The organism is Bacteroidota bacterium (genome assembly GCA_019637975.1).
GTDB lineage: Bacteria > Bacteroidota > Ignavibacteria > UBA10030 > UBA6906 > CAADGV01.
Genome location: JAHBUR010000030.1, coordinates 16,273 through 41,411, shown reverse-complemented (window position 1 = coordinate 41,411; position 25,139 = coordinate 16,273). Strand labels below are relative to the sequence as shown.

Annotated in this window: 24 protein-coding genes; 17 read left to right on the top strand and 7 right to left on the bottom strand. The window is 52.7% G+C overall.

Annotated features, from left to right (window positions below; genetic code table 11):
• The first annotated feature begins 65 nt into the window (after window positions 1-65).
• Both KF749_14775 and tnpA read left to right on the top strand, forming a co-directional pair.
• Window positions 66-818 (top strand): response regulator transcription factor, encoded by a 753-nt coding sequence (locus tag KF749_14775; protein MBX2992413.1) that lies wholly within the window; start codon window positions 66-68, stop codon window positions 816-818.
• Between the two features lie 518 nt (window positions 819-1,336).
• Window positions 1,337-1,789 (top strand): IS200/IS605 family transposase, encoded by a 453-nt coding sequence (tnpA, locus tag KF749_14770; protein ID MBX2992412.1) that lies wholly within the window; start codon window positions 1,337-1,339, stop codon window positions 1,787-1,789.
• Between the two features lie 977 nt (window positions 1,790-2,766).
• Here tnpA and KF749_14765 read toward each other — a convergent pair.
• Window positions 2,767-3,564: a hypothetical protein gene (locus tag KF749_14765; protein ID MBX2992411.1), complete on the bottom strand. Its 798-nt coding sequence runs from the start codon at window positions 3,562-3,564 to the stop codon at window positions 2,767-2,769.
• 282 nt (window positions 3,565-3,846) lie between these two features.
• Window positions 3,847-6,219 carry an adenosylcobalamin-dependent ribonucleoside-diphosphate reductase gene (locus KF749_14760; protein MBX2992410.1) on the bottom strand — a complete coding sequence of 791 codons (2,373 nt, stop codon included), beginning with the start codon at window positions 6,217-6,219 and terminating at the stop codon, window positions 3,847-3,849.
• A gap of 537 nt (window positions 6,220-6,756) precedes the next feature.
• Between KF749_14760 and KF749_14755 the strand changes: the two genes are divergently transcribed.
• The 15 genes from KF749_14755 (at window position 6,757) to KF749_14685 (ending at window position 20,702) form a co-directional block, all read left to right on the top strand.
• Window positions 6,757-8,574, top strand: coding sequence for a long-chain fatty acid--CoA ligase (locus tag KF749_14755; protein MBX2992409.1), 1,818 nt, complete (start codon window positions 6,757-6,759; stop codon window positions 8,572-8,574).
• A gap of 172 nt (window positions 8,575-8,746) precedes the next feature.
• Entirely contained in the window at window positions 8,747-9,103 is a 357-nt protein-coding gene (locus KF749_14750) for an NADH-quinone oxidoreductase subunit A (GenBank protein MBX2992408.1), read from the top strand.
• Window positions 9,094-9,636: an NADH-quinone oxidoreductase subunit NuoB gene (gene nuoB / locus KF749_14745; GenBank protein ID MBX2992407.1), complete on the top strand. Its 543-nt coding sequence runs from the start codon at window positions 9,094-9,096 to the stop codon at window positions 9,634-9,636. Before KF749_14750 ends, nuoB begins: the two co-directional genes overlap by 10 nt.
• A gap of 41 nt (window positions 9,637-9,677) precedes the next feature.
• Window positions 9,678-10,160: an NADH-quinone oxidoreductase subunit C gene (locus tag KF749_14740; protein ID MBX2992406.1), complete on the top strand. Its 483-nt coding sequence runs from the start codon at window positions 9,678-9,680 to the stop codon at window positions 10,158-10,160.
• Between the two features lie 15 nt (window positions 10,161-10,175).
• Window positions 10,176-11,426, top strand: a complete 1,251-nt coding sequence (gene nuoD, locus KF749_14735) for an NADH dehydrogenase (quinone) subunit D (GenBank protein MBX2992405.1) — start codon at window positions 10,176-10,178, stop codon at window positions 11,424-11,426.
• A 73-nt stretch (window positions 11,427-11,499) separates the two neighbouring features.
• Complete coding sequence (gene nuoE / locus KF749_14730; protein MBX2992404.1) at window positions 11,500-11,964, top strand: NADH-quinone oxidoreductase subunit NuoE; 465 nt, start codon at window positions 11,500-11,502, stop codon at window positions 11,962-11,964.
• Between the two features lie 28 nt (window positions 11,965-11,992).
• Complete coding sequence (gene nuoF / locus KF749_14725) at window positions 11,993-13,309, top strand: NADH-quinone oxidoreductase subunit NuoF (GenBank protein MBX2992403.1); 1,317 nt, start codon at window positions 11,993-11,995, stop codon at window positions 13,307-13,309.
• A gap of 151 nt (window positions 13,310-13,460) precedes the next feature.
• A complete protein-coding gene (gene dut / locus KF749_14720) occupies window positions 13,461-13,913 on the top strand; it encodes a dUTP diphosphatase (GenBank protein ID MBX2992402.1) in 453 nt (150 codons plus the stop codon).
• Window positions 13,864-15,150, top strand: coding sequence for an AI-2E family transporter (locus tag KF749_14715; GenBank protein ID MBX2992401.1), 1,287 nt, complete (start codon window positions 13,864-13,866; stop codon window positions 15,148-15,150). Before dut ends, KF749_14715 begins: the two co-directional genes overlap by 50 nt.
• A complete protein-coding gene (rsmI, locus tag KF749_14710) occupies window positions 15,151-15,843 on the top strand; it encodes a 16S rRNA (cytidine(1402)-2'-O)-methyltransferase (protein ID MBX2992400.1) in 693 nt (230 codons plus the stop codon).
• Between the two features lie 7 nt (window positions 15,844-15,850).
• The gene (locus tag KF749_14705) at window positions 15,851-16,594 is read left to right on the top strand and encodes a hypothetical protein (protein ID MBX2992399.1); all 744 of its coding nucleotides are present in this window, start codon (window positions 15,851-15,853) and stop codon (window positions 16,592-16,594) included.
• Window positions 16,595-16,616: 22 nt separating this feature from the next.
• Window positions 16,617-17,471 (top strand): alpha/beta hydrolase, encoded by an 855-nt coding sequence (locus KF749_14700; protein ID MBX2992398.1) that lies wholly within the window; start codon window positions 16,617-16,619, stop codon window positions 17,469-17,471.
• A 24-nt stretch (window positions 17,472-17,495) separates the two neighbouring features.
• Window positions 17,496-18,248 carry a TerC family protein gene (locus KF749_14695; GenBank protein ID MBX2992397.1) on the top strand — a complete coding sequence of 251 codons (753 nt, stop codon included), beginning with the start codon at window positions 17,496-17,498 and terminating at the stop codon, window positions 18,246-18,248.
• A gap of 62 nt (window positions 18,249-18,310) precedes the next feature.
• The gene (locus KF749_14690) at window positions 18,311-19,525 is read left to right on the top strand and encodes a T9SS type A sorting domain-containing protein (protein MBX2992396.1); all 1,215 of its coding nucleotides are present in this window, start codon (window positions 18,311-18,313) and stop codon (window positions 19,523-19,525) included.
• Window positions 19,526-19,544: 19 nt separating this feature from the next.
• Window positions 19,545-20,702: a cysteine desulfurase gene (locus KF749_14685; GenBank protein MBX2992395.1), complete on the top strand. Its 1,158-nt coding sequence runs from the start codon at window positions 19,545-19,547 to the stop codon at window positions 20,700-20,702.
• 58 nt (window positions 20,703-20,760) lie between these two features.
• On the opposite strand, the gene KF749_14680 is transcribed toward KF749_14685, so the two are convergent.
• The 5 genes from KF749_14680 to KF749_14660 all read right to left on the bottom strand — a co-directional run bounded on the left by KF749_14680 (window position 20,761) and on the right by KF749_14660 (window position 25,119).
• Window positions 20,761-21,321: a dihydrofolate reductase family protein gene (locus tag KF749_14680; protein ID MBX2992394.1), complete on the bottom strand. Its 561-nt coding sequence runs from the start codon at window positions 21,319-21,321 to the stop codon at window positions 20,761-20,763.
• A 15-nt stretch (window positions 21,322-21,336) separates the two neighbouring features.
• Window positions 21,337-21,957 carry a class I SAM-dependent methyltransferase gene (locus KF749_14675; protein ID MBX2992393.1) on the bottom strand — a complete coding sequence of 207 codons (621 nt, stop codon included), beginning with the start codon at window positions 21,955-21,957 and terminating at the stop codon, window positions 21,337-21,339.
• 118 nt (window positions 21,958-22,075) lie between these two features.
• On the bottom strand, window positions 22,076-22,456 hold the full coding sequence (locus KF749_14670) for a hypothetical protein (GenBank protein MBX2992392.1): 381 nt from the start codon (window positions 22,454-22,456) through the stop codon (window positions 22,076-22,078).
• A gap of 404 nt (window positions 22,457-22,860) precedes the next feature.
• Window positions 22,861-24,693: a bifunctional homocysteine S-methyltransferase/methylenetetrahydrofolate reductase gene (locus tag KF749_14665; GenBank protein ID MBX2992391.1), complete on the bottom strand. Its 1,833-nt coding sequence runs from the start codon at window positions 24,691-24,693 to the stop codon at window positions 22,861-22,863.
• Window positions 24,694-24,759: 66 nt separating this feature from the next.
• Entirely contained in the window at window positions 24,760-25,119 is a 360-nt protein-coding gene (locus KF749_14660) for a four helix bundle protein (GenBank protein ID MBX2992390.1), read from the bottom strand.
• Between the last annotated feature and the right edge of the window lie 20 nt (window positions 25,120-25,139).

Genomic DNA, 25,139 nt, shown 5'->3' with positions numbered 1-25,139 from the left:
AGCATGTTCTTGAAATCCCAGTGCCTCCGTGCCTCTGTGGCTAAATCGTTTTCCGGAAGGCTCTCATGATACCCGCAATCATAATCGACGACGAACAATCCTGCATCAGCCGCTTAAGCGGACTGCTGGAATCGCATTGCGCTGACACGATCCGGCTTACAGGCTCCGCCGACTCGGTCGAGAGGGGCATCCGGCTGATACAGGATGCGCAACCCGGACTCGTGTTTCTTGATGTTCAGATTGGTGAAGAAACGGGCTTCGATCTGCTTCGCCGGCTGAAGGATGTGACATTCGAAGTCGTCTTTACGACGGCGTATGAAAAATATGCCATGCAGGCAATCAAGTTCAGCGCGGCAGACTACCTGCTGAAACCGGTAGACCCCGACGACCTTGTGCATGCGGTGGAGAAACTCAAAGCAAGAATGTCGAAGGAGGAGACGGCGCAGAAGTTAGACGTTTTGTTTCACAATTTGAGGACGCTCGAAGGCGCATCGAAGAAGATCAGCGTGCCGACGATCAGCGGACTGGAATTCCTTCAGGTCAGCGACATCATCCGCTGCGAGTCGGACGTGAACTACACGAACATCTACGTGAAGGGAAGGCAGAAACTCACAGTGGCAAAGACACTGAAGGAGTTCGAGGAGCTTCTCACCGACTACAACTTTTTCCGCGTACACAACTCCCACCTCATCAACCTCTCCCACATCAAGAAGTACAACAAAGGCTCCGGCGGCTACATAACGATGACGGACAACTCCGAAGTGGAGGTTTCAACGAGGAGGAAGGATGAGTTTTTGAAGAGGATTGCGGAGTTGTGAGCTTGGAAGCGAACGTGATGTCTCAACTTCTTTCGCCTCTCCGAGGCTCACGCATGTGGTGGTGATGCGTTCCCCACGACTTACGTCGTGGGTTGCAGTCTGCTCGCCACTCCGTGGCTGGTTGGCCATAAGTGGTCGGTAGTTGGCGATCGGTTCTGTCGCCTCTCCGAGGCTCACGCATGTGGTGGTGATGCGTTCCCCACGACTTGTGTCGTGGGTTGGAATCTGTCCGCCACTCCGTGGCTGGTTGGCCATAAGAGGTTTGGTAGTTGGCGATCGGTTCTGTCGCCTCTCCGAGGCTCATACGCTGAAGATGGGGGGGTCCCGCGACTTGCGTCGTGGGTTGCAGTCTGCTCGCCACTTCGTGGCTGGATTGATCAAAGAGCCGGATCCAAGGGTAACACAAGGCCCGGAGGGCCGAAAGATCATAACCCACAGCGAAAAGCTGTGGGAAGACCAAAGCGAAAACCTATCACAGCCCCGAGAGGGGCGCAAGAACCAGAGCTACGGAGGACATCATGGCCCACACGTACGTCCAACTTCTCACCCACATCGTGTTCAGCACAAAGCATCGCCAACCGGTTATGACATCCGATCTGCGGGAGCGCCTCTTCCCGTACATAGGCGGTATCTTTCGGGAGCTTGAGGGGAGTGCTCTGCTTATCAACGGCGTGGCGGACCATGTGCATGTCCTTGCTTTCCTTCCTGCGAAGCGGGCATTGTCCGATATCATGCGGGATGTGAAAGCGAACTCATCGGGATGGGTACACAAGCAGTTCCCTCAACAAAAGAACTTTGCATGGCAGACAGGGTATGGGGCGTTCAGTGTCAGCAAGTCGAATCTTGAAGTCGTGAAGAACTACATCGCCAACCAGGAAGAACATCATCGCAGGAAAACGTTTCAGGAGGAGTACGTAGGCCTGCTGAAGAAGCACGGGATCGAGTACGATGAAAGATACATTTGGGATTAGCCTCGCTTCTTTCGCCTCTCCGAGGCTCATGCGTGTGGTGGTTACGCAGTTCCCCACGACTTGTGTCGTGGGTTGGAATCTGCTCACCACTCCGTGGCTGGATGGCTATGCGAGATCAGGGGTTTGCGATTGGTTCTTTCGCCTCTCCGAGGCTCATCTGTGTCATGGTGATGCAGTTCCCACGACTACGTCGTGGGTTGTAGTCTGCTCGCCACTCCGTGGCTGGATGGCTATGAGAGGTAGAAGTTGCGGTTGGCTCGATCGCCTCTCCGAGGCTCATCCGCGTCATGGTGATGCAGTTCCCACGACTACGTCGTGGGTTGTAGTCTGCTCGCTACTTCGTGGCTGGGTGGCTATGAGAGGTAGAAGTTGCGGTTGGCTCGATCGTCTCTCCGAGGCTCATCTGTGTCATGGTGATGCAGGTCCCACGACTACGTCGTGGGTTGCAATCTGCTCGCCACTTCGTGGCTGGATGGCATGAGATGTCAGGAGTTTTCTTTGACCTCTCCGCGCTGCAGAGGCACGAGTTCGAGGCATTTGTGCGGTGCCCACGACTACATCGCGGGTTAGAGTCTATTTGGCACTCCGTGGCTTGAGCGGGCAGGGTGCCCCGAGACAAGGGAGTCCCGTAGGGACGTGAGACTTGAACCCACTGCGAAGATGTGGGATAGACACAACCATACAGTGAGGCAAGCCCCAGAGGGGCGCAAGAAACCGCCGATATGAACATAAAACCCCGCCCAACTTGCGCTGAGCGGGGTCCAATGCCGCACCGGTCGTTCACTTATTGCGGTTGTACGGTGACTGATTTGTTGGTTTAAGCGAAATACGGAGTTGTGCGAACAGCGTTCTCAGTCCGGCCGAGCTTCAAACCAATCACCCGTGTAGGAGTATTTTGGTCAGCTAGGATACCCAGTTGCCGTTCTGCACTTGCTGTCCAAGTTTTTCCCGTGTTTCGTGTGTACCGTGACATCTTTTCACCTCCCTTCCTTTTGAATTCGAGTTGCCAGTATCAATGGAGAATCTGTACGCGCAATTCTTCCGTTTGCCGAATCTATAGTTCCAATAACTGGGATTCGCTGAATTGATCTGATACTCTCCAGAATCTCCGTAGACGCTTTCAGTTTTCGATATTGGCCGTTTCTTTCGAGTATTGCCGGATCCATTTGGTCAAAAAGCGATGCATCAAACTTAATGTTATCCTTTCTTGACATCATGTATCCGACTATGTCCGCATATGCGATTCCAACCGTCTCAGGGCTAGACTTAACAAAGGTAATATCCTCGAAAAGTGTAAGTCCCTTTCTAATGAGCACAGGTTCCAGATTCGCTCGAATCGCTTGTTGTGTTACATCTGTTCGTTGATCCACGAAGATCGCTATCACATCTTTCCCGAGTTTTTGATTCGTTTTTCTCGGGGCCAAAGAGGACGCAACGTTGAAGACAAGTTCTAGATATTGTTCGGCGCCTGTTCCAGATGTTGAAAACGCGTAGCAGAATTTCACCCTAGCCGTGCTTGGAGACGAAGTGTATTCTATGACTCTGTCGACTATTCTGATCCTTGCATCAACACTAACGTCCTTACATCCAGTGGACGAAGAAAAGATGTAGCTCCCTTTGAATTCAATGCTTGGATCCCAATTGTACAGTCCGACTGTTGACATGAACTGACGTTTCATGTCGCCATAACGCGTGGCGTCGACTAATGCACCACAGACTCCCAGATAATTTGGGTTTGAGGAATCTGAAGTTTCGTCAATGAACATGAGTTTCATAGCCATCCCTTCCACGTTGATTGTGAATACTACTCCGAATCTCAGAACTGCAAAAGCCCATCCACCTCTCCGCAGGTGAATGGGCTTCCTGATTCTAACTGACTTGAAATCTACTTACTCGAAACTACAACATTCGAAAACTAAGTTGGTTTCACATATCAATCAGCACTTATTCAACCCAGCGAGTTTTCAGAACTTTTTTGTTGCTGGTCCGCCCAGCTTGCGCCAAGCGGGGTAATTTCTTGCCGGTAGAGACGTTCCGGCGGAACGTCTCTACGGTGTTCAACACTTACTCCACCCGCAATTCTGGCACAGTACACAGCCGCCGACGTGTTCAACGTTGGTTCCGCATTCGGGGCAGGCCATGCTGCTCTTGGGTGTTGCATCGGAGGCTGTTGACTTCTTCTGCACGCCTTTCATAATCTTCACCGCCGGGGCACCTTCTTCACGGTAGAGGCTTGTTCCTTCCTGCTCCCGCTCTTCGATGTAGCGCTCTAACACTTTGCCGATGGCATCGGGAGTGGAGAGAATCTGCTCGCCGTTGCCGCCCCACACTGGCATCGGGCCGGAGATGCCTTTCAGGTGCTTTACCACCTCACGCGGCTCAATGCCCGAACGCAGCGCCAGCGAAATCAGCCTGCTGATTGCTTCGCTTTGTGCCGCGGCGTTGCCGCCCGCCTTGCCAATTGCCGAAAATACCTCGCAAATGCCGTTTTCGTCCTCGTTGATGGTAACGTACAGTGTGCCTTCACCCGTCTTTACACGCTCGGTAACGCCGTAGGTTCGCGTCGGGCGGTTGCGAGGGACGCGTTGTGAAGAAGCTGCCGGAGCCGAGCCTTTTTCCTTCTTCCTGGCAAACTCTTCAGTCTGCAAGATTCCGTCACGGCTGCCTTCCCGGTAAACAGTGATGCCTTTGAGTCCGGCCTTGTATGCCGTCATGTAAATGTCGGCAACCGTCTCAACGCTGACATCCTCGGCAAGATTCACGGTAGAGGAGATCGAGCTATCAACGTACTTCTGAATCACTCCCTGCATCTTCACCCGGAAGTAGGGGTCGATGTCGTGTGCCGTTACCACGTAATCCGGCAGATTCTCATCATCGCCGAACATCTGTTTGATGAGGGGATGATAGACCTTGTATTCCGTGTAGGTGTCGCCGTCGTGGTTTTTGACTTTGCGGCGATAGCTTGTGCAGAAGATCGGCTCAATGCCCGAGCTTGTCTGCGCCACAATGGATCCCGTGCCAACCGGCGGTACGGTAATAACTGTGCTGTTGCGAATGCCGTTCTTCTTGATGGCGTCTTTGATTTCCTTCGGAAGAGCCTGGATGAACTTGCTCTTTGAATATCCATCCCATTTGTAGAGGGGGAAAGAGCCTTTCTCCTTCGCCAATTCGACAGAAGTTTTGTACGATTCGTCACGAATCACCCGCATCATCTTCTCGGTTGCGTCGAGGGCTTCCTGCGAGTCGTATCTGATCTTCATCATCACCAACGCGTCGGCAAGTCCGGTAATGCCCAGCCCGATACGCCGGTCGGAGCCGACGGCCTTCTTGATTTTGTCGAGGGCATGGTTCTGCATATTGTACTCGACAACATTATCCATGAAGCGGGTCGAAATGCGCGTTACCTCGGCAAGCTCGTCGTACATGAAGTTGCCCTTCTCATCCACGAACTTCGCCAGATTGATATTGCCGAGATTGCAGGCTGTATATGAGGCCAACGGCTGCTCACCGCAGGGATTGGTACTGGTAAGCGGGTTCGCATACTCGACGTTGTGATAATCCTTCATCGTATCCCAGAAGATGATTCCGGGTTCGGCGGAGGCGTGGGCATTCTTGATAATCTTGAACCACAACTCCTTTGCCTTCACGGTCCGATAGACTTTGCCCCCCCAACGGAGGTCGAAATCGGCGTCGTTCATTACCGCGTTCATGAACTCATGCGTCAACAGCACGCTGATGTTGGCATGCTGGACTTTGATACGACGCGGATCGTTCTTAATGGTGATGAACTTCTCGACATCAGGGTGGTCAACACGTATCGTCAGCATCAACGCGCCGCGGCGTCCGGCTTGCGAAACGGTATTTGTGCTTTCGCTGAACAGGTTCATGAATGCCGTAGCGCCGGGCGAGTGATCAATTGTTGCGTTGACGGAAGCCCCTTCGGGACGAAGAATCGACAGATCCGTTCCGACGCCGCCGCCCGTCCGGTACACCATCGCCGATTCGGTGATGCAGCGATAAATTCCTTCCAGACTATCCTCTTCGATCGGAATAACGTAGCAGTTGGAAAGTGTCGGTCGGCGTTTTGCCTCGTCGCGTCCCGCGCCGTGCATCACACGTCCCCCCGGAACGAATTTGAAATCGAACAACAAATTCAGAAACTGATTGTACCAATACTCCTTGCTCGCTTCGCTTGTCTCAACGGACGCAAGTGCGCGGGCTATGCGGCTCCACATATGCATGGGGCCCTGCTCGTTTGGGGCAAGGTATTTCGAACGCAAAACATCGGCAGCGAGGTCGTTATCCCCGTAGTAGTCCTTTGCATCCAAGGCAAGGTCGGTGATGTTCGGATCGAGTGATGTTTTCGTTGCGTGAGTGGGGGTGGGTTTGGTTGAGACTGTTGGAGCGGGGGATATCTCCTTGTTCGCCATGGGCTGACCCTTCAATATAGTGTTGCTGACTTCTGTTATTTTGCAAAAGCGAAAGCCCGTCTTTACTGCTCATTTTCGGGCTTTTTCGGGGATTCTCATTTTCGTTCTACCTTCGAAGTTCGATCTCGCAACTTGCTGTCAGTAAAGAAGTTGCAGAAAGAACCTGTGTTGTAGAAGGAGTTGTTTTCTTTTTGGTGGGTCAAAATATAACACCGCCACACGCCGAAGTCAAGTTAAAATTTCAAACAAAATTTTTCCGTCAATGAAATCAATGACTTAGCCTAACTGAAAAATACTGCGATAGGAACATGAGTGAGCAATAGTGTGCAACATCGCACGAGATTGGTTCATCTCACGGCAACAGGCCGGCAACCTGATTTCGGCACGGCAAGAAATCACCTCAAAACGAACTTTAGCTGTCATATCTTGTTTTTTGATGTGGGAGAGAATATATTGGATGCAGAAATTATCATCTCCCGATACCATCCCGGCTGTAACGTTCCACCCGATAGTTCAATCAACCACAAAGGGTCATCTATGTCAGTTGTCGTACAGTTTACAACTATTCCTGAAATGTTCGACAGGATAACGTCGAAATTCGCCAACTCCGCCCGCCCGATGCTGATGGCTAAAAAGGAAGGAACGTATCAGCCAATCAGCTATGCAGAAGTGCGCAGAAAAGTCGAGTTAACTGCCTTTGGGCTTGCTGCGCTCGGGCTTCAACGTGGGGATATGATCAGCATTATTGCCGAGAACCGCCCGGAGTGGGTTTACACAGATCAGGCGATTGCAGTTCTTGGCGCCGTCAGTGTGCCGGTATATCCGACGATGACTGCCAAACAGAACGAGTACATTTTCAACGATGCCGGCGTCAAAGCGGTTATCGTCTCAAACCAATTTCAACTCAACAAGGTACTGAAATCACTCGAATCCGTTCCGACGCTGAAACACGTCATTGTCATGAATGAGGGGGTAGATGCCGGGGCCGCAAATGTTCTCTCGTTCAGTTATCTGCTCGGTCTCGGAGAAGAACTGAAGAACACTCAGCCCGACCTTCTCGAAAAATCGCGCAAGTTGGTAAAGCAGGACGATCTGCTGACGCTTATTTATACATCCGGAACCACAGGCAATCCGAAAGGCGTGATGCTGACGCATTGGAATCTGTGCAGCAACATCCGCGACGCGGCAATCTGCATCAAAATAGAAGAGAATGATATTCTCCTGTCATTCCTTCCGTTGAGTCACTCATTCGAACGCATGGCCGGAAACTATACGGCAATGGCGTGCGGGGCAACAATAGCCTACGCCGAAAGTATCGAAACGGTTCAGAACAATCTTGTTGAAGTCCGTCCGCACATCATCACCACCGTGCCGCGGCTGTTCGAGCGCATGCACAGCCGCATTATGAAAGCGGTTGATGCGGCACCGCCGAAGCGGCAGAAGTTATTTTTCTGGGCTATCGAAACGGGCAGACAGTTTGCAGCGTCACGCAAAGCCGGGAAATTCTCCCCGATTCTGAAGGCGAAACATGCTCTCGCCGACAAGCTCGTTCTGAGCAAAATCCGGGCGAAGCTCGGCGGGAGAATGAAATTCATGGTATCGGGAGGAGCAGCGCTCCCGAAGGAGTTCGGCGAATTTTTTGAAGCCGTTGGCATCACGATTCTGGAGGGCTACGGGCTTACCGAAACATCCCCCGTTATTTCGGCAAACAGACTCGACGAGTATCGGTTTGGTACAGTCGGCAGGGCTATTCCAAATGTCGAGGTGAAGATTGCGCCCGATGGCGAGATTCTCTCCCGCGGGCCGAACATCATGCAAGGGTATTGGAACCTGCCCCAAGAAACCGCCCAAGTTATTGATAACGAAGGATGGTTCCATACGGGCGACATCGGTGAATTTGATAGTGACGGGTTCTTGAAAATTACCGACAGGAAAAAGCATTTGTTCGTCAGTTCGGGCGGAAAGAATATAGCCCCTCAGCCGATTGAGAATCTCTTTTTGGCAAGCAAGTATATCGAACAATTTGTTCTGATTGGCGACCGGAGGATGTTCTGCACAGCGTTGGTTGTTCCCGATTTCGATGCGCTGAAAACGTATGCTCAGGATCATGGAATTGCATTGGTTCACAATCACGAACTCGTCCGTCATCCTGAAATCAATCAACTTATCGAAAAGGATATCGAGGGCATACAACGGGATCTCGCGAACTTCGAACGCGTCCGAAAGTTCATCCTTCTCGCAAAGCCCTTCACCGTCGAAGATGGCGAACTGACGCCAACGCAAAAAGTGAAGCGAAAAGTCGTGGAGGAGAAATTCGCCGAGATCATTGACGGGATGTACCAAGGCTTGCATTAGATTGTTTAACATATAGACACGGTGCGGTTGTTCGTCCTTCGAATGAGTGACCTTCACTGTTGAAACAGGGCCATTTCGCCCAAAACTTGCCTTTCCGTTCGGTTTTGCCTACCTTTTTCTATGGTTTTTTCCGCGGAATACTTCTTAATAGAACCTTGTTAAGGTATTGTAGATGATAGAACAGTACGTTCCTATCGGAATCATGATGGTGGTTGCCATTGTCTTCGGCATTGTGCTTGCCAACATCAACAAATGGATCGGGCCCAAGCGCCCGAGTGACGAAAAGCTTTCGACGTACGAAAGCGGCATGGAGCCGGTGAAGACAGCGCGGGAACGGTTCTCGATCAAGTTCTATATGGTGGCAATGCTGTTCATTGTGTTCGATATCGAAATCGTTTTCATGTATCCCTGGGCGGTGAAATTCAAGGAACTCGGGTTGTTCGGGTTTGTGGAGATGACGGTGTTCATTCTGATTCTGTTGGTCGGATTTGTTTATGTATGGAGGAAAGGAGCGCTGAAATGGGATTAGAGAAATTAGAACAAGACGGCTTCATGGTCACGAAGCTTGATGCGGCCATTAACTGGGCGCGAAAGAACTCCCTCTGGCCGATGCCGATGGGCATTTCCTGTTGCGCCATTGAGATGATGGCAACCGCATCGCCGCGGTTTGATATCTCCCGCTTCGGTTCGGAAGTTATGCGCTTCACACCTCGTCAATGCGACGTGATGATTGTGGCGGGAACAGTAACATACAAAATGGCGAAGGTGGTGCGCAAGATCTACGATCAAATGCCTGACCCGAAATGGGTAATCTCGATGGGCGCTTGCGCATCAAGCGGCGGGATGTTCCGTTCGTACTCTGTAGTCCAGGGTATCGATCAGTTTATGCCGGTTGATGTATTTGTTGCAGGTTGTCCGCCCCGGCCGGAGAACTTGCTGAATGCGCTCATCGCTTTGCAGCGAAAAGTGGAAGGCGACCGGACACTCGGAAATCTCATCAGCGGCGGGCCGATTAATATCAATGAAGCAGGAGAGATCGAGAAGGCCACAGTTGCCGCGTAAGTCGCAAGCTATGTGTACATAGTCAAGCACACTCGTATACCATGAACGACGTCATAGTCCAGAAACTAAAAGAAAAATTCCCGGAAAGCATCGACGCCACGAACAACTTCCGCGGCGATCTCACGGTTCAAGTCAAGAAGAACGACATCGTGAAGGTGGGGGAGTTCCTCAAGAATGATCCCGAACTCTCATTTGATTTGATTGTCGATCTCCTCGGCGTGGATATGTACAGACCGGAGGGGCGCTTCGAGGTTGTCTATAACATCTACTCCATCAAGAACAGCAAGTACGTCAGACTCAAAGTCCTGGTTGATGAGGATGATTGCGAAGTCCCGACCGTGACGGACATTTGGCCCGGAGCAAATTGGCACGAGCGCGAGACCTTTGATATGATTGGCGTGAAGTTTACCGGCCATCCCGACTTGCGCCGGATGTATATGCCGGAAGAATACGAATATCATCCGTTGCGCAAGGATTTCCCGTTGATGGGAATTCCCGACTCTATCCCGCTTCCACGAAAGTAATCCGAACTTACGATTATGTTAGTTGCCGACCACCCGAAGAAAAGTCAAATCCTCCAAGCCCTTGAAGATGCCGACACGACGGTAACCATCGAAGATCCGCTTGAGAACACGATGGTTCTCAATATGGGACCGCAGCATCCGGCAACGCACGGCGTGCTGCGTGTGTTGGTGAAACTCGACGGCGAAACCGTTGTCAATTCCGTTCCCGAGCTCGGCTATCTTCACCGCGGGTATGAGAAGATTGGCGAGAACTCGACGTATCACGAATTCATTCCGCACACCGATCGGCTCGATTATCTCTCGCCTCTATCAAACAACGTCGGGTATGTGCTTGCGGTGGAGAAGTTGATCGGCGTTGACGTCCCGGTGCGGGCGCAGTATATTCGTGTCTTGATTTGTGAAATGGCCCGTGTTGCATCGCATCTCGTTGCCGTCGGCAGTATGGCGATGGATGTCGGCGCGCTGACAGTGTTGTTGTGGACGTTTCGTGAGCGCGAGAAGTTGATGGATATTTACGACGTGCTGTGCGGTGCCCGGTTCACGACAAGTTATACCCGCATCGGCGGCCTGCAACAGGATTGGACGGACACTTGTACTGCTATGCTCACCAAGTTCCTTGATGAGTTCGATGAGTCGTTGAAGGAAGTGGGAGGCCTCTTGTTTACGAACAAGATCTTCATTGATAGATGTGAGGACGTCGGGTACATCTCGCGGGAACAATGCATTGCCCTCGGAATGTCGGGCCCGATTCTCCGTGCATCCGGCGTGCCTCGTGATTTGCGCCGTGACAACCCCTATCTCGTCTATAACGATCTTGATTTTGATGTTATCACGGCACAGGAAAGCGATTCGCTCGCACGATTCTATGTGAGATTTTCGGAAGCGCGTGAAAGCGCAAAGATTCTCCGGCAGGCGTTGCAGAACATGCCGCAAGGCCCGATTCACGCAGACGAAACGAAGAAAGTCCTGCCCCGCAAGGATCGCATCTACACAAAAATGGAAGAACTGATTCATGACTTCATGCTCATCAATCTCGGCATTGATCCGCCCGTTGGCGAAGTGTATCAGGGTATCGAATCGTCGAAAGGCGAACTGGGGTTCTATCTCGTCAGTGACGGAACAGGGCATCCGTGGCGGCTCAAAATTCGCAGCCCGTCAATGGTCAACCTTTCTGCGTTGCCGGTGATGATTAAAGGCGCGATGATTTCCGATATTGTCGCCATTATTGGCAGTATCGATCCCGTGATGGGGGAAGCGGACAAATGAGATTACGGATTAGAGTCCGCGCTGCGTAATCTGCAATCCGTAATCAGTGTTTTCATCTGACATTCAAAGAACCATGCTATCCGAACAAAGTCTCAAGAAGATCGAAGAACTCAAAACGCATTATCCCAACCCGCGTCCGGTTGTCCTTGCCGCATTGTGGATGTGGCAGGATGAACACGGCTGGATCTCGCAGGAAGGGATGAAGTACGTTGCCGGGTTGGTTGGCATGCCTCCGCACGAAGTGTATGGCATCGTCACCTTCTATACGATGTACAATTCGAAACCTGTCGGCAGGCACAAGTTGGAAGTCTGCACAAATGTCTCCTGCATGTTGCGGAACAGCGACAAGATCGTCAGGCACATCGAGAACAGGTTGAATATCAAGATGGGCGAGACAACGCCCGACAAGCGGTTTACACTTGTAGAGGCGGAATGCCTCGGCGCTTGCGGCTACGCACCGATGCTTCAATGCGGCGATGAGTATTATGAAAATCTGGATGAAGCAAAGGTGGACCGGATTCTGGCGGAGTTGAAATAGATTGACGACGTGACAACTGAAAGTAACAATGGAAAAGCTGATTCTTCCCAACATACCTGATCTTCATAAAATCGACGTCTACGAAGCCAACGGCGGCTACCAGATGCTGCGCAAAGCGCTGGCTATGAAGCCCGAAGAGGTGACGGACGAAGTGAAGAAAAGCAATCTTCGCGGTCGCGGCGGTGCTTGTTTCCCCACGGGGCTGAAGTGGACCTTTATGCCGAAAAACTCCGACAAGCCGAAGTATCTCTGCATCAACGGCGACGAGAGTGAACCGGGTACGTTCAAAGACCGGCAAATCTTCGAAGACAATCCGCATTTGATGATTGAGGGAGGATTGATCGCCGCGTACGCAATGGGCATACAAACGATCTACTTGTACATTCGCGGTGAGTACAACAAGTGGATCAAGATGGTGCAGAAGGCGTTGGACGATGCGTACGCAAAAGGGTACATAGGGCAAAACATTCTTGGTTCGGGATTCAGCACAAGTTTTTATCTGCATCGCGGGGCGGGAGCGTATATTTGTGGTGAGGAATCAGCCCTCATGAATTCGTTGGAAGGCGAACGGGGTTATCCGCGAGTGAAGCCGCCGTTCCCGGCACAGTTCGGTTTGTGGGGCTGCCCGACAACTATCAACAATGTTGAAACAATCGCCAACGTGCCGCTGATTCTCCGGATGGGTTGGGAGGCATACTCAAAGATCGGACATCCGAAACATCCCGGCCCGATTCTCGTCGGTATCAGCGGTCACGTGAACGCTCCCGGCGTGTATGAAGTGCCGACCGGCGTGTTGATCACGGACTTGATTTATGGAAACCCGTCGATCGGCGAAAAATACGGGCGCGGCGTTCCCGGCAACAAGAAAATCAAGGCGATTATTCCCGGCGGTTCTTCGACGATGATCATGCGCGGTGATGCCATCGAAGGCGTGACGATGGACGCCGAGGGACTGAAGGCAGCAGGCTCGTCCGTCGGTACGGCCGGACTCATTGTGATGGATGAAGATACTGATTTGATTCGTGTTATCACGCGCGTCACCAAGTTCTACTATCACGAATCGTGCGGACAGTGTACTCCGTGCCGCGAAGGCACGGGATGGATGTTCAAGATTCTCAAACGATTTGAGAATAGCGAAGCGACGATGCAGGATATCGATTTACTGTTGGATGTTGCCAACAACATCGAAGGAAACACCATCTGCGCCCTCGGCGATGCGGCAGCGTGGCCTGTTCAGAGCATGATCAAGCGGTTCCGCGACGAGTTCGAACAACGTGTCATGAAATCGAACGGCGCTGCCAATGCCAAGAAGAAGTCACCCGATATTGTCCATGCGTTGCGGTAGTAGATCCTGAAATCGGATAGACTTGGTTGTTGAAAAGCCCTGCGTGAGCGGGGCTTTCGTATTCCAAACCATGATATTAACCGATTGCATCTCAACCACCCATCGGATATATTGACACAGAATTTCCATCTATCAACAAAAATCCAATCGGATGTCTGACTCAAAAGTCCAGATCACGAGGATCAACGGCGACGCAAAAGATATTCCCCTCCCGAACTATGCCACCGAACACTCGGCGGGGATGGATATCTGTGCGGCGGTTGAGGGCGAATTCTTACTGAAAGCCGGAGAAACCGCGCTGATTCCCAGCGGGTTCGCCATCGCGCTCCCCGAAGGGTATGAAGCCCAGATTCGTCCCCGCAGCGGAATTGCAATCAAGCATCAAATCACTGTTCTCAACTCTCCCGGCACCATTGATGCCGACTACCGGGGCGAGGTAAAAGTCATCCTCACAAATCTCGGCAAGCACGATTTTGTCATCAAGCGGGGCGAGCGCATTGCGCAAATGGTGATCGCCCGCTATTCACGCATCGTGTGGGAGGAGCGGGAATCGCTTGAAGAAACACAACGCGGTGCCGGCGGTTTCGGACACACCGGCAGATGAGGTGGCAGTGGAAAACGAACAACCTCGACAGCTTCCCGAACTTCTGACTCTCGTACTGGCGGTAATTCTGCTGCTTGCGCTCGGCTACAGCGTGGCGCCGGTAATCTCTCCGTTCGTGATCATCGGCGCGCTGGTCTTCCTTCTTTATCCGATCCGTGAATCACAGTTTGCCCGCAGGCTGCTCTGGCTTTCCGTTCTGGTGTTTCTTCTCTGGTTCTTCTACTCGATCATCGGCATCCTCGTCCCGTTTATCGTCGCCTTTCTTGGCGCGTACATGATGAACCCGTTAGTGGTGAAGTTGCAACGGAGGTCGATTCCGCGCTGGGTATCATCACTTGTTTCGGTTGTCATGTTGTTTGCTATTGTGACCGCCGCGATCCTCTTTTTTGTCCCGCCTGCCGTCCGCCAGTTTGAGGATATCCTCGCAGTTGCATCACATATCGCCTCCGAGTTCTCTGAAATGCTGAAGTCGGGCGAGTTCCTTTCTGTGTTTGCGCGGTTCGGTGTCTCTGTCGAAGATGCGCAGGAGATTATCAGCAGGGAGATTTCCCCGCGCATCTCGGACTTGTTGCGGACGTTGCTTGAGGGGATTTTCGGTTTCGTAAGCGGATTCTCGTCGCTGGTTTTTCATATCATCAACGCGGTCATCATTCCGTTCATTATGTTCTATTTGCTGAAGGATTTGCCTGCGCTTTCCGGGAATGCGCTGGCTCTCATTCCTGCAAGCAAACGGGATGGGGTTGTCAACACGTTGCAGAAAGTCGAGCGCGTTATCGGCAAATACCTTCGTGGGGCAATCATTGTGGCGGTCATTCAAGGTAGTATTTCGGGGCTTGTGTTGTGGCTCTTGGGAGTCAAGTACGCGCTGGTATTGGGGACAATGACCGGCTTGCTGAATTTTATCCCGTACGTCGGACTTATCACAAGCCTTGTGGTATCTTCTCTTGTTGCAGCATTCAGCGGCGGGGCTGTGCTGGCGAAGATTCTCGGCGTTGTCATTCTCTATCTCTCACAAAAACTTCTCGAAGCGACAGTCCTTGGGCCGAAAATCATAGGAACTCAAGTGGGCCTGCACCCTGTGCTGCTGATTTTGTGTCTGCTGGTGTTCGGCTACTTTCTCGGATTTGTCGGATTGTTGATAGCGGTGCCGGCCACGGCGCTGATCATGGCGGCTCTGAACGAATGGCTGACGGCACGGAATGCCGCGGCGTCCGTGAAGGCAAGCGAGGCGGCATAGATGAGCGGCATTCTGTACCTTGTCGCAACGCCGATCGGCAACGCTGATGATATCACGTTTCGTGCATTGAACGTGTTGAAATCCGCGGATGTAATTATCTGCGAGGAACGTCGGGAAGGGGAACGCCTGCTTCGACATTTCCGGATTCAGAAACCGGTTGAACAGCTCAACGAACACAACGAAGCCGCCGCTTCGCACAACATTCTTCATCATCTCGCGTCCGGCAAGAACGTCGCGCTCATATCCGACTGCGGGACGCCCGTGTTTTCCGACCCCGGCCAACTGCTCGTTCGGAAGGCAATCGATCAAAAAGTTACCATCGTTCCGATTCCCGGAGCTTCATCACTCATGCCCGCGCTGACTGTCTCAGGGTTTTCGATCGATCAGTTTTTGTTCTACGGTTGGCTGTCGCCCAAAAAAGAACGCCGTCGTGCTGAACTGAAGCAGCTTATGCAGGAACGGCGAACAATCGTGTTGATGGATACACCGTACCGGTTGGCGTCTCTTCTTAGGGATCTGGCCGACACATTTGCCAACACGCGGCGCATGTGTATTGCGTTCAATCTCACAATGCCCGACGAGAAGATGTTCTACGGCAACGCCGTTGAGTTGCACAAACAATTTTCAACAAGAGAAATGAAGGGGGAGTTTGTGATTGTTATCGAAGGCAAACCGACCGAGCGCAGGAAGTAGAGAGAGAATGAAAGCCGTCGCTTCTATTTTTCTATTGACAAATCTGTTCACGTCTCCCGCCAACATCTCCGTCGGTGATGCGGCCTTTTTGCGGATCGATTATGCCTCTGCAATTGCGGCTTACGAAGCCGAACTGCAATCGCATCCGGATGATTCGGAACTTCTGTGGCGACTTGCCCGGGTCTATGTATGTGAGGGAGAAGTAAAGGAGAACGGCGAGAACGAGAAGTACTTTCGGGAGGCCGAAACATTTGCGCGCCGTTGCGTTACTCTCGCTCCCGATAAGCCGGAGGGACACACATGGCTTGCCGCCACGCTTGGTTACCTCGCGCTGAATGCCGGAATGAAAGAGCAAATCCGCCTTACGAACGAGTTACATTCCGAAATTGATAAGGCGCTTGCTCTCAATCCGAATGATGATGCCGCATACTCCATTCGCGGCTCGTTCTACCGGGCGCTTGGCAATGTAAGCTGGTTTGAACGTCAGCTCGCTTCGATCTTTCTTGGCAGGCTTCCCGAAGGGGGATTTGAAGAAGGGGAAATTGCGTTGAAGAAAGCCATCTCCCTTGCTCCCGACGTGATGCGGCATCACTACGAATTGGGTGTACTGTATCTCGATTGGGAGAGGAAGGATGAAGCCCGCCAAGTTCTGGAATTTGCCGCAACCCTTCCGGTACGTGTGGCTATAGACAGGCCGCGCCTTCAAAAGATCGGGGAACTGCTTGTGTCGTTGCAGAGTTCACATCAATAGTACAATCCTCCAAGAAACAGAAATGTCGCGCTGGAAACGTACACTTATTTATGCCGCAGTTCCTGTTGTCGTTGTCTACTTCGGAATCGTCGGATGGTATTACGTCAAGGAAGATTCGTTCCTCTACTTTCCGCGGCAAGGATTGCGAAGCGCGGAAGAATTCGATATGAACATTAAAACGGTCGAATTCCCTGCAAGCGACGGTGTCCAACTCGTCGGCTGGATTGTTCCGTCGCTGATGCCGGATACCTCGCAGTTTTGGGTTCTGTATTTTCATGGAAACGGCGGCAACATCTCGTCCCGCGGATACGTGGCACATTATCGGGCGCTTCGCAATTTGGGACTGAACGTCTTTGCGATCGACTATCGCGGATACGGATTGAGCGAAGGCTCACCGAGCGAGCAGGGACTGTATCTTGACGGGCGAGCAGCCTTCGATTACCTCGTCAATCAACGGCACATCTCTCCGCGCCGGATCATTATCTTCGGATATTCGTTGGGTGCCGCGGTTGCCATTCATCTTGCCACGGAAGTTGCTGCTGCCGGACTTATTGTCGAAGGGGCCTTCACGTCGGCAGTCGATGTCGGGCGTGAGCGGTATCCCTTTTTTCCCATCAATTGGATGATGAAGAGCAGATTCGATTCCGAAAGTCGCATGCACGCTGTGGCAGAGCCGTCGCTTTTTCTTCACGCCGTCAGAGATGAGATCATTCCGTTTGAGTTCGGGCGGCGATTGTTTGACGCGGCTCGCGAACCGAAGTTCTTCGTCGAAACTGCGGGAGGGCACAACACTGCGCATACCGCCGATTCGGCAAAGTTCTACAGCAGCATCGCAGATTTTATCCGGCAGTTGACTCTGCCCGGCAACAACGACTAACAACACGGAGGATATTCCATCAGCATGGAAATACTGGCAAGTCCCGAAGCGTGGGTCGCGTTGGTGACGCTTACCGTTCTGGAAATTGTGTTGGGGATTGACAACATCATTTTCATCTCCATTCTCTCGGGTAAGCTCCCCATAGACCAGCAGGCGAAAGCCCGCACGACGGGGCTGGCGTTGGCGACGATCACTCGAGTGTTGCTGCTGCTTTCTCTGACGTGGGTCATGAGTCTGACAGCTCCGCTGTTGGCCATCTTCGGGAACGAGATTTCAGGGAGGGACTTGATTCTCATACTCGGCGGTTTGTTCCTGATCGCCAAGAGTACGCACGAGATTCACGACAAACTGGAGGGGGCCGAAGGAAAATCTGCCGCAAAAGTGAAAGCGAAATTCTCGAGCATCATCATTCAAATTCTGCTCCTCGATATCGTCTTCTCGCTCGACTCAGTGATCACGGCGGTGGGCATGGCACGCCATATCGAGATCATGATCGCTGCCGTTGTTATTGCAGTAGTTGTGATGATGCTGTCGGCGGGTGCTATCAGCAGTTTCGTCGATCGTCACCCGACGGTGAAGATGCTTGCGCTGAGTTTTCTGCTGTTGATAGGCGTGACACTGATTGCTGAAGGATTCGACCAACATATCTCAAAAGGGTACGTGTACTTTGCGATGGCGTTTTCTGTGTTCGTCGAAATGCTAAACCTCCGGCTCCGCTCGAAGAGTCGGGAGCCGGTGAAGTTGCATTCACCCTTTGGCCACGTGAACCAGGCTTGAGGCTGTTGCTGTTCTTTGTAATTTGTTGTGGATGATTTTCTATCAAGAAGGGAGGAATCGATATGGCGCGCCCGTTCGTCTTGATGTTCACGTGTTTGTTGATTGATGTTGCGTTTGCCCAGCCGGGACAATGGTTCACGCGCACGCCGATGCCTGTAGGGCGTCAAGAGACGGCTCCCGCGGTACTGAACGGAAGAATCTACATTCCGGCAGGATACACGGTGGGGGGACAGGTGAGCACCATCGTTGAGGTGTTCGACCCGGCCACCAACTCGTGGTCAACTATTGCGCCGGTTCCCGAACCTCTTCACCATTATGGACTTGCGGCTGCGAACGGAAGGCTCTACCTTCTCGGCGCTTATCAGGGGAGTACGTTCACGCCGATGAACCGCGGGTATGTCTTCATTCCTGATTCGAATCTCTGGCGTCCGGTTGCGAATCTTCCCGTTGCCCGCGGAGCTCACATGGCCGTTGAGTTTAACGGAAAGATTTATCTTATCGGCGGCATCATCGGCGGACTCACAACGACTCGAACAGATGTCTACGATCCGGCCACGAATTCCTGGACGACAGTCGCTGACATGCCCTCGGCTCGCGAACACACCGCGGCCGCAAGAATTGATTCGTTGATCTACGTTATTGGCGGGCGAATCGGCTCGACGAACAACGACATTCTCGAAGCGTACTCTCCCGCAACGAATACATGGTATACCAAAGCCCCGATGCCGACAGCCCGTGGCGGACTTGCAGCAGCGGCGATGAACGGTAGGTTGTATGTGTTCGGCGGCGAGATACCGGGCGTTTTCCATCAGAGTGAAGAATACGATCCGGCAACGAACTCCTGGCGTGCCGTTGCTTCCATGCTCACACCGCGTCACGGCATGGGCGCCGCGACAGTTGCCGACTCGATTTATGTGATAGGCGGGGCTGTCGTTGCCGGGTTTGGCGCAACCGATGCGAATGAATTGTTTACCTTGCCGAGCCTTTCGGTCGGAGATGCAGGGGAGAAGCCGCATGCATTCATGCTTCATCAGAACTACCCGAATCCATTCAATCCCTCGACAAGAATTGAGTATGAACTCCCTGAGTCCGGGAACGTGATACTGACTATTCATGATATTCTCGGAAGGGAAATCCGTGTACTTCTCAAAGAACAAAAGCCTGCAGGCCGGCACGTGGCTGAATTTTCCGCAAGAGATCTTCCGAACGGAGTCTATTTCTACAGAATGCAGACGACTCGGTTCACGGCAACCCGCAAGATGATCCTACTTCAATAAGAACTCCAGGCCTGTTAATATGCGCCGCATCTATCTCGATCATACCGCCACAACACCGCTCGACGACAGAGTCTTTGAAGCGATGCGTCCCTATTTCTCTCAAACATTCGGGAACGCTTCGTCTGTACACGCATTCGGTCGGGAGGCAAAGTCGGCGTTGGAGAAGGCGCGGGAAACTCTTGCAAAGGCAATCGGCGCGCACAGCGGCGAAGTGTTCTTCACAAGTGGCGGAACGGAATCCGATAACTTTGCGATACGAGGTTTTGCAAGAGCGGGCTTGAAGGGGGGGAAGAATCACATCATCACCTCGGCTGCTGAACATCATGCAGTTCTTGAGCCATGCGAAATATTGAGGGAAGAGGGATTTGATGTTACGATATTGCCGGTGGATGTGAATGGCCTCGTCTCTCCGGATCAGGTGATGAAGGCAATCACCGACAGAACCTGCCTCGTCTCCATCATGCACGCAAACAATGAAGTCGGATCAGTCTCTCCAATCAAAGAGATCGTGAAAGCAGCGCATGAGAGGGGAGTGGTTGTTCACACCGATGCCGTTCAGACGTTAGGCAAAATTCCGCTCGATGTTGCAGGGTTGGGAGTAGATTTGATGACGATTTCCGCCCATAAATTGTATGGCCCGAAAGGCATCGGCGCGTTGTACGCGAAGAAGGGAACGGAACTTGAGCCAATGTTGCACGGCGGCGGACAAGAACGAGGCAAGCGTCCCGGAACAGAGAACGTGCCGCTGGCTGCGGGTTTTGCGAAGGCGGTCGAGTTGGCGGTCTACGAAATGCCTGACGAAATGAAGCGACTTGCATCTCTTTGCGACAATCTCCAATCCCAAATCCTTAATCGCTTTCCGGCTGCCATCATCAACGGCCACCCGACGAACCGGCTTCCGCATATACTCAACATCTCGTTCGACAGCAGCAAGATTCAGCTTGAAGGGGAGATGTTGGTGATGAATATGGATTTAGAAGGAATTGCCGTCACCAGCGGCTCGGCGTGCACGTCGGGGAGTATGCAGCCTTCACACGTTCTGCTTGCGATGGGGCGTGATGCGAAAACGGCGAGGGCAACCCTCAGGTTTGCGTTCGGGAAAAGCAATGCGACAGAAGATATTGCTTGCGTCGTCGAGAAGCTTGGCGGGGTGCTGAAGCGGATGACAAGACAGTAGTTGCAGTAAGAAAGATAGGCGAGGTCCACAGAACCCACAGGTGACAGGGCCGCGCTCGCTACCGATGCGCGTACCGGACTTCATAGCGCAACTCCGCAAATCCTTCTCCCATCTGCCTGACGGATACGAGCTTGAGGGAGGGAGAGGTGATCTGCCGGGGAAGAAGCGGCTTGCCTGAACCGAGCGTCACCGAGGCGATCTGCACAATGATATCATCCAGCAGGCCGGCATCGTAGAACTGTCCCACAAGGTCGCCGCCGCCGGTCAGCCAGAGATTCTTGCCTTGTGCCGCCGCCTGCATTTGCTCGTGCACCGGGCGAACGTCGCCTTTCACAAACCGGATGTCTGCTCCCGGAATGCCCGGAAGTAGACGACTCGTGAAAACCCACGTTGGCTGTGTGTGTGGCCATTCGACGGGCGATGCCGGGCCCGGCTTCACAAGGTGTCTCAATAGCCACTCGTACGTCGCCGAGCCCATCGCCATCGCTCCGACATCCTTGATGAACTCCGGATAGCTCGTTTCGTTCACATCGCCCAACGCAAAGAGCCACTCCAGCGAGTCATCGTTGGTGGCGATGTAGCCGTCGAGACTTGTTGCGGTGTAGTATTGGGTGCGCATAGGTTTGTTTCCTTGTTAAGCCGCACTGTTGTCCGGTTTGCGGACGAAGAAATAATGGTTCTGCCCCTCATCGACAGCCTCATCTTCGAGAACCAGACCCGCCGATTTCAACAGAAGGCGGTACGCGTCCGAGCCGAGCGAGCGGGACGTTTGCCCGGTGAGATTGTCGGGCCACTCACACTCCTGCCCCGGCGCGGTGAAGAGAAACTTGCCTCCGGGCTTGAGCGCTGCCGCAACCTTCCGGATGACATTCGCCTGGGCATCTCCCGTCAGCAGGAACATCAAGCCCCAAGCGATCACACCATCGAACCGGAGGCCGAAGAACCGGGAATCCTCAACCTTGTTCTGTTCCGCCGGCGCATTCGGGAACCGGGCACGGAATGCCGAGATCATGGCGGCTGACGCGTCGACGCCGTAGACCCTGAAACCCTCGTCAACCAGCGTTTGGGAAACCGGTACCCCATGGCCGCATCCGAGATCGAGAACAGCGCCACCCGGCGGAAGGAACTTTGCCCATTGCCGCACGGTTGCCACGCCGATCGTCGAGCCCGCCCGGTGCGACATGAAGTCCTCTGCCACGGCCTCGTAGCCATTGGATCCGTCGGGGGAGAAGCTATTGGAGGTGTTCACAGGCATCGGCGCTTGTGCGAATTGTATTATTGGTTGCTTTCCTCGGTCGTCACGGTTGCCGCGCTTGTTCACAGTACCGTGGCGATATGGCTGTTTGCTTTCACGGTGCCAGCCGCTTTGTTATCTAATCGTAAATGTGACCGAGGTATATTCTCGTGACGATGCTGTCCTTTGTCAGAATTGAGAGAACGGTCGAATGTTCTTCGTCTCTCGAGTCTCCGAAGGAAAGATTACCTTGATAGTCGTTTAAGGGAGTTCCATAGAGTTCCCGAACACGCGAAATCGAATCGCCAACTGCAAGAGCTCGGCTGGTTCGCAATCCTGAACCGCTGATCGTCACGCCACCTACTGAGTTGTATGAACCCAGTAGGACTTCGAATCCGGAGTAGTGCCATGTGATCAAGACGGCGTCCTCGTCGCGAAAGTCTGAAATGGAAGATATAGAGTCAGGCTTCCCAACGATTGCTGCGACTCTTGCTGAATCCAAGCCCATTTGGATATTCATGAAGCTCGGCTCGAACGAGCACAATTCAGACAGTTGCTCCTCTTCACTTGGAGTACTACCCGATTTCTGGGTTGTAGACTGGGCTCGATCGACTGGAGTCTTGGATTCAGTTGCTGGTTGACGCTTGCAACCAACGAGAATAACCAAGCCAACAAGGAGAAGTAGGTGGAGGGATTTCATCATGAATTATTTGTTTTCCGGCTTGCGTCACGGAATGGTCGGTGACGCCCCTTGCTTAAGTTGCCTGTTTGCTGTCACGGTGCTGGTATTGCACAGGATACCCCGCCATAAGGTGAAGCACGGCGGGCGGGCGTGACAGCCCAGGAGACCCTTCGCTCCTTCGCGTCTTCGTGTTTATTCTTTCACTGGATTCTTCACTCCGTTCAGAATGACCTGTGAGGCGGTCACTTCGCCAATATGCTGAATATCCCCTCAATCCTCCCCATCGGAGCGGAGAGTTGGACGCCGGCGACTTCGTTTCTAACGTGCTCGAATGTCTCACGAGCAATTTTCACGCCTTCGGCGAAGCCTTCTTCCTTCGTTGTGGTTTTGCGCATGCGTTCCATAATTTCTGGCGGGACGCTGGCGCCGGGGACTTCGTTGTTCATGAACTCGGCGTTGCGGTATGAAACAAGCGGCCAGATGCCGCAGAGCAACGGCAGCTTCACGTACTCAATCCGCTTCATTGCTTTTTCAAGAATGCGAATGTCGAACACCGGCTGCGTGACGATGTACTCGGCCCCGGCTTCTATCTTCCAATCCAATCGTCTGATTTCTTCATCAAGATTGATGGCGCCGGGATTGAATCCGACTCCGATGCAAAATCCTGTTGGCTCGCCGATGGGGTTGCCCGCGAGATCGAGTCCGTGATTGAGGCGATTGATGATGTTGACGAGTCCAATCGCGTCAACATCGAACACCGCTGTTGCGTCGGGATAGTTGCCCAACTTCGGCGGATCGCCGGTGATGGCTATGAGATTGCGAACGCCGAGAGCCCACGCGCCCAACAAATCTGATTGCATGCCGATCACATTTCTGTCGCGGCAGGCAAAATGCAACACAGGCTCGATGCCGACTTTCTGAAGAATCGTGACTGCAAGAGCCAGCGCCGACATGCGGGCGCTTGCACGAGGTCCGTCAGGAATGTTGATTGCGTCAATGCCGAAGTGAAACAGCTTGCGCGCTTTCTCGACCTCTTTTACCGGCAGAACGCCTTTCGGTGAAACGAGTTCGACCAGCGTGACAAATTCCTTGCGGAGTAATTTGTTGGAAAGACGGGATTTCTCGGACATCGGATAGACCTTCACCGCCTCGGGCGCCGTGACTTTCAAATCGGCGACACGCATCTCGGCACGCTTGATCGGCTGAAGCGCCTTGACGGCGCGGCGAATGGCTTTGATGTGTTCGGGATTTGTTCCGCAGCATCCCCCGACAATTGCAGCGCCGGTTTGAATGAATCTCTTTGAATATTCGGCGATGTATTCCGGCGACGTCATGTAGATGTTTCGTCCGCCGACATTTTGCGGAAGTCCGGCATTCGGCTGGACGGAGATGGGCAAGCGGGTGAGCGGCTTCAGTTGTTCAAGCGCTTCGAGCATCGTCTTCGGGCCGACGGAGCAGTTTAAGCCGATGGCGTCAAGTTGGAACTGCGCCATGCCTTCAACAAAGCTCTGCATCGATGCGCCGCTGAGCAAGTTGCCGTCGTCGTTGATCGTGACTTGGGCGATGATGGGGATGTCGGGATTCAACTCCTTGGCGGCGCGGATTGCCTGTTGAAGCTCGGACACGAGCGAGAATGTTTCGAGAATAATCAGATCAGCGCCGCCATCGAGGAGACCTTTGATTTGTTCCTTGAAGACATCCTTCGCTTCGTCATACGAGAGTTTGCCTAATGGCTCGATTTGGACGCCAAGGGGACCAACAGAACCGGCAACGAGAACCGAGTCACCGGCAATCTTCTTTGCGATTTGGGCCCCTTTGAGATTCACTTCATGGACTTTCGTTTCGAGTCCGTGCGCGGCAAGCTTGAAGCGGTTGGCGCCGTACGTGTTCGTCTCGATCACATCGGCCCCTGCATTCACATAGTCACGATGCACTTCGCTGACGATGTCGGGATTGATGAGATTCAGCTCATCAAAGCATGTATTGATGAAAATCCCCTTTTCATACAAGTATGTGCCGACACCGCCATCGAAGAGGATGACTTCTTTGCCCAACCGCTCGCGGAAAGTTTTCATGGTTAAACCCTAATATCGAATATCGAAATGCTAAACAATCTCAAATTCCTAAATTCAAAATTCGTGCTACTGCGATTTTGTGAGGATACCTCCAAAGATTTTCATTAGCTCGGTTGATTCCTGAACCAAGGCGGCCCGTTCTGATTCCGATGACTCGCTGCACTGTATCAAACGGAGCCAGTAGCCGCTTTCCTTTGCTTCCTTTCGGCAAATCTTGATTCTCATCAGAAAGTCCTTTTTGCCTAACGCCTCATTTGCTTCGATGTAGTTGGCACCAACAGAACCTGACGAGCGGATGAGTTGCTTTCCATACTCAAGGTTTGACATTGTCTTTTGCAAACCTTCAACGAACCGACTGACTCTCTTCGCAAATGTCTCCGTTCGTTCCTCAAGGTCATATCGTTTGGGATTTGGTGTTTCAGACATTCGAACGTGTTTAGAATTTC

Excerpts from the sequence above, each read along its gene's own strand:
- KF749_14695 (MBX2992397.1), top strand. The coding sequence starts at position 17,496 with ATGGAAATACTGGCAAGTCCCGAAGCGTGGGTCGCGTTGGTGACGCTT.
- KF749_14665 (MBX2992391.1), bottom strand. The coding sequence starts at position 24,693 with ATGAAAACTTTCCGCGAGCGGTTGGGCAAAGAAGTCATCCTCTTCGAT.
- KF749_14740 (MBX2992406.1), top strand. The coding sequence starts at position 9,678 with ATGAACGACGTCATAGTCCAGAAACTAAAAGAAAAATTCCCGGAAAGC.
- KF749_14705 (MBX2992399.1), top strand. The coding sequence starts at position 15,851 with ATGAAAGCCGTCGCTTCTATTTTTCTATTGACAAATCTGTTCACGTCT.
- KF749_14750 (MBX2992408.1), top strand. The coding sequence starts at position 8,747 with ATGATAGAACAGTACGTTCCTATCGGAATCATGATGGTGGTTGCCATT.
- nuoF (MBX2992403.1), top strand. The coding sequence starts at position 11,993 with ATGGAAAAGCTGATTCTTCCCAACATACCTGATCTTCATAAAATCGAC.
- KF749_14685 (MBX2992395.1), top strand. The coding sequence starts at position 19,545 with ATGCGCCGCATCTATCTCGATCATACCGCCACAACACCGCTCGACGAC.
- tnpA (MBX2992412.1), top strand. The coding sequence starts at position 1,337 with ATGGCCCACACGTACGTCCAACTTCTCACCCACATCGTGTTCAGCACA.
- KF749_14690 (MBX2992396.1), top strand. The coding sequence starts at position 18,311 with ATGGCGCGCCCGTTCGTCTTGATGTTCACGTGTTTGTTGATTGATGTT.
- rsmI (MBX2992400.1), top strand. The coding sequence starts at position 15,151 with ATGAGCGGCATTCTGTACCTTGTCGCAACGCCGATCGGCAACGCTGAT.
- KF749_14765 (MBX2992411.1), bottom strand. The coding sequence starts at position 3,564 with ATGAAACTCATGTTCATTGACGAAACTTCAGATTCCTCAAACCCAAAT.
- nuoE (MBX2992404.1), top strand. The coding sequence starts at position 11,500 with ATGCTATCCGAACAAAGTCTCAAGAAGATCGAAGAACTCAAAACGCAT.
- dut (MBX2992402.1), top strand. The coding sequence starts at position 13,461 with ATGTCTGACTCAAAAGTCCAGATCACGAGGATCAACGGCGACGCAAAA.
- KF749_14700 (MBX2992398.1), top strand. The coding sequence starts at position 16,617 with ATGTCGCGCTGGAAACGTACACTTATTTATGCCGCAGTTCCTGTTGTC.
- nuoD (MBX2992405.1), top strand. The coding sequence starts at position 10,176 with ATGTTAGTTGCCGACCACCCGAAGAAAAGTCAAATCCTCCAAGCCCTT.
- KF749_14660 (MBX2992390.1), bottom strand. The coding sequence starts at position 25,119 with ATGTCTGAAACACCAAATCCCAAACGATATGACCTTGAGGAACGAACG.
- nuoB (MBX2992407.1), top strand. The coding sequence starts at position 9,094 with ATGGGATTAGAGAAATTAGAACAAGACGGCTTCATGGTCACGAAGCTT.
- KF749_14760 (MBX2992410.1), bottom strand. The coding sequence starts at position 6,219 with ATGGCGAACAAGGAGATATCCCCCGCTCCAACAGTCTCAACCAAACCC.
- KF749_14675 (MBX2992393.1), bottom strand. The coding sequence starts at position 21,957 with ATGCCTGTGAACACCTCCAATAGCTTCTCCCCCGACGGATCCAATGGC.
- KF749_14680 (MBX2992394.1), bottom strand. The coding sequence starts at position 21,321 with ATGCGCACCCAATACTACACCGCAACAAGTCTCGACGGCTACATCGCC.
- KF749_14755 (MBX2992409.1), top strand. The coding sequence starts at position 6,757 with ATGTCAGTTGTCGTACAGTTTACAACTATTCCTGAAATGTTCGACAGG.
- KF749_14670 (MBX2992392.1), bottom strand. The coding sequence starts at position 22,456 with ATGAATATCCAAATGGGCTTGGATTCAGCAAGAGTCGCAGCAATCGTT.
- KF749_14775 (MBX2992413.1), top strand. The coding sequence starts at position 66 with ATGATACCCGCAATCATAATCGACGACGAACAATCCTGCATCAGCCGC.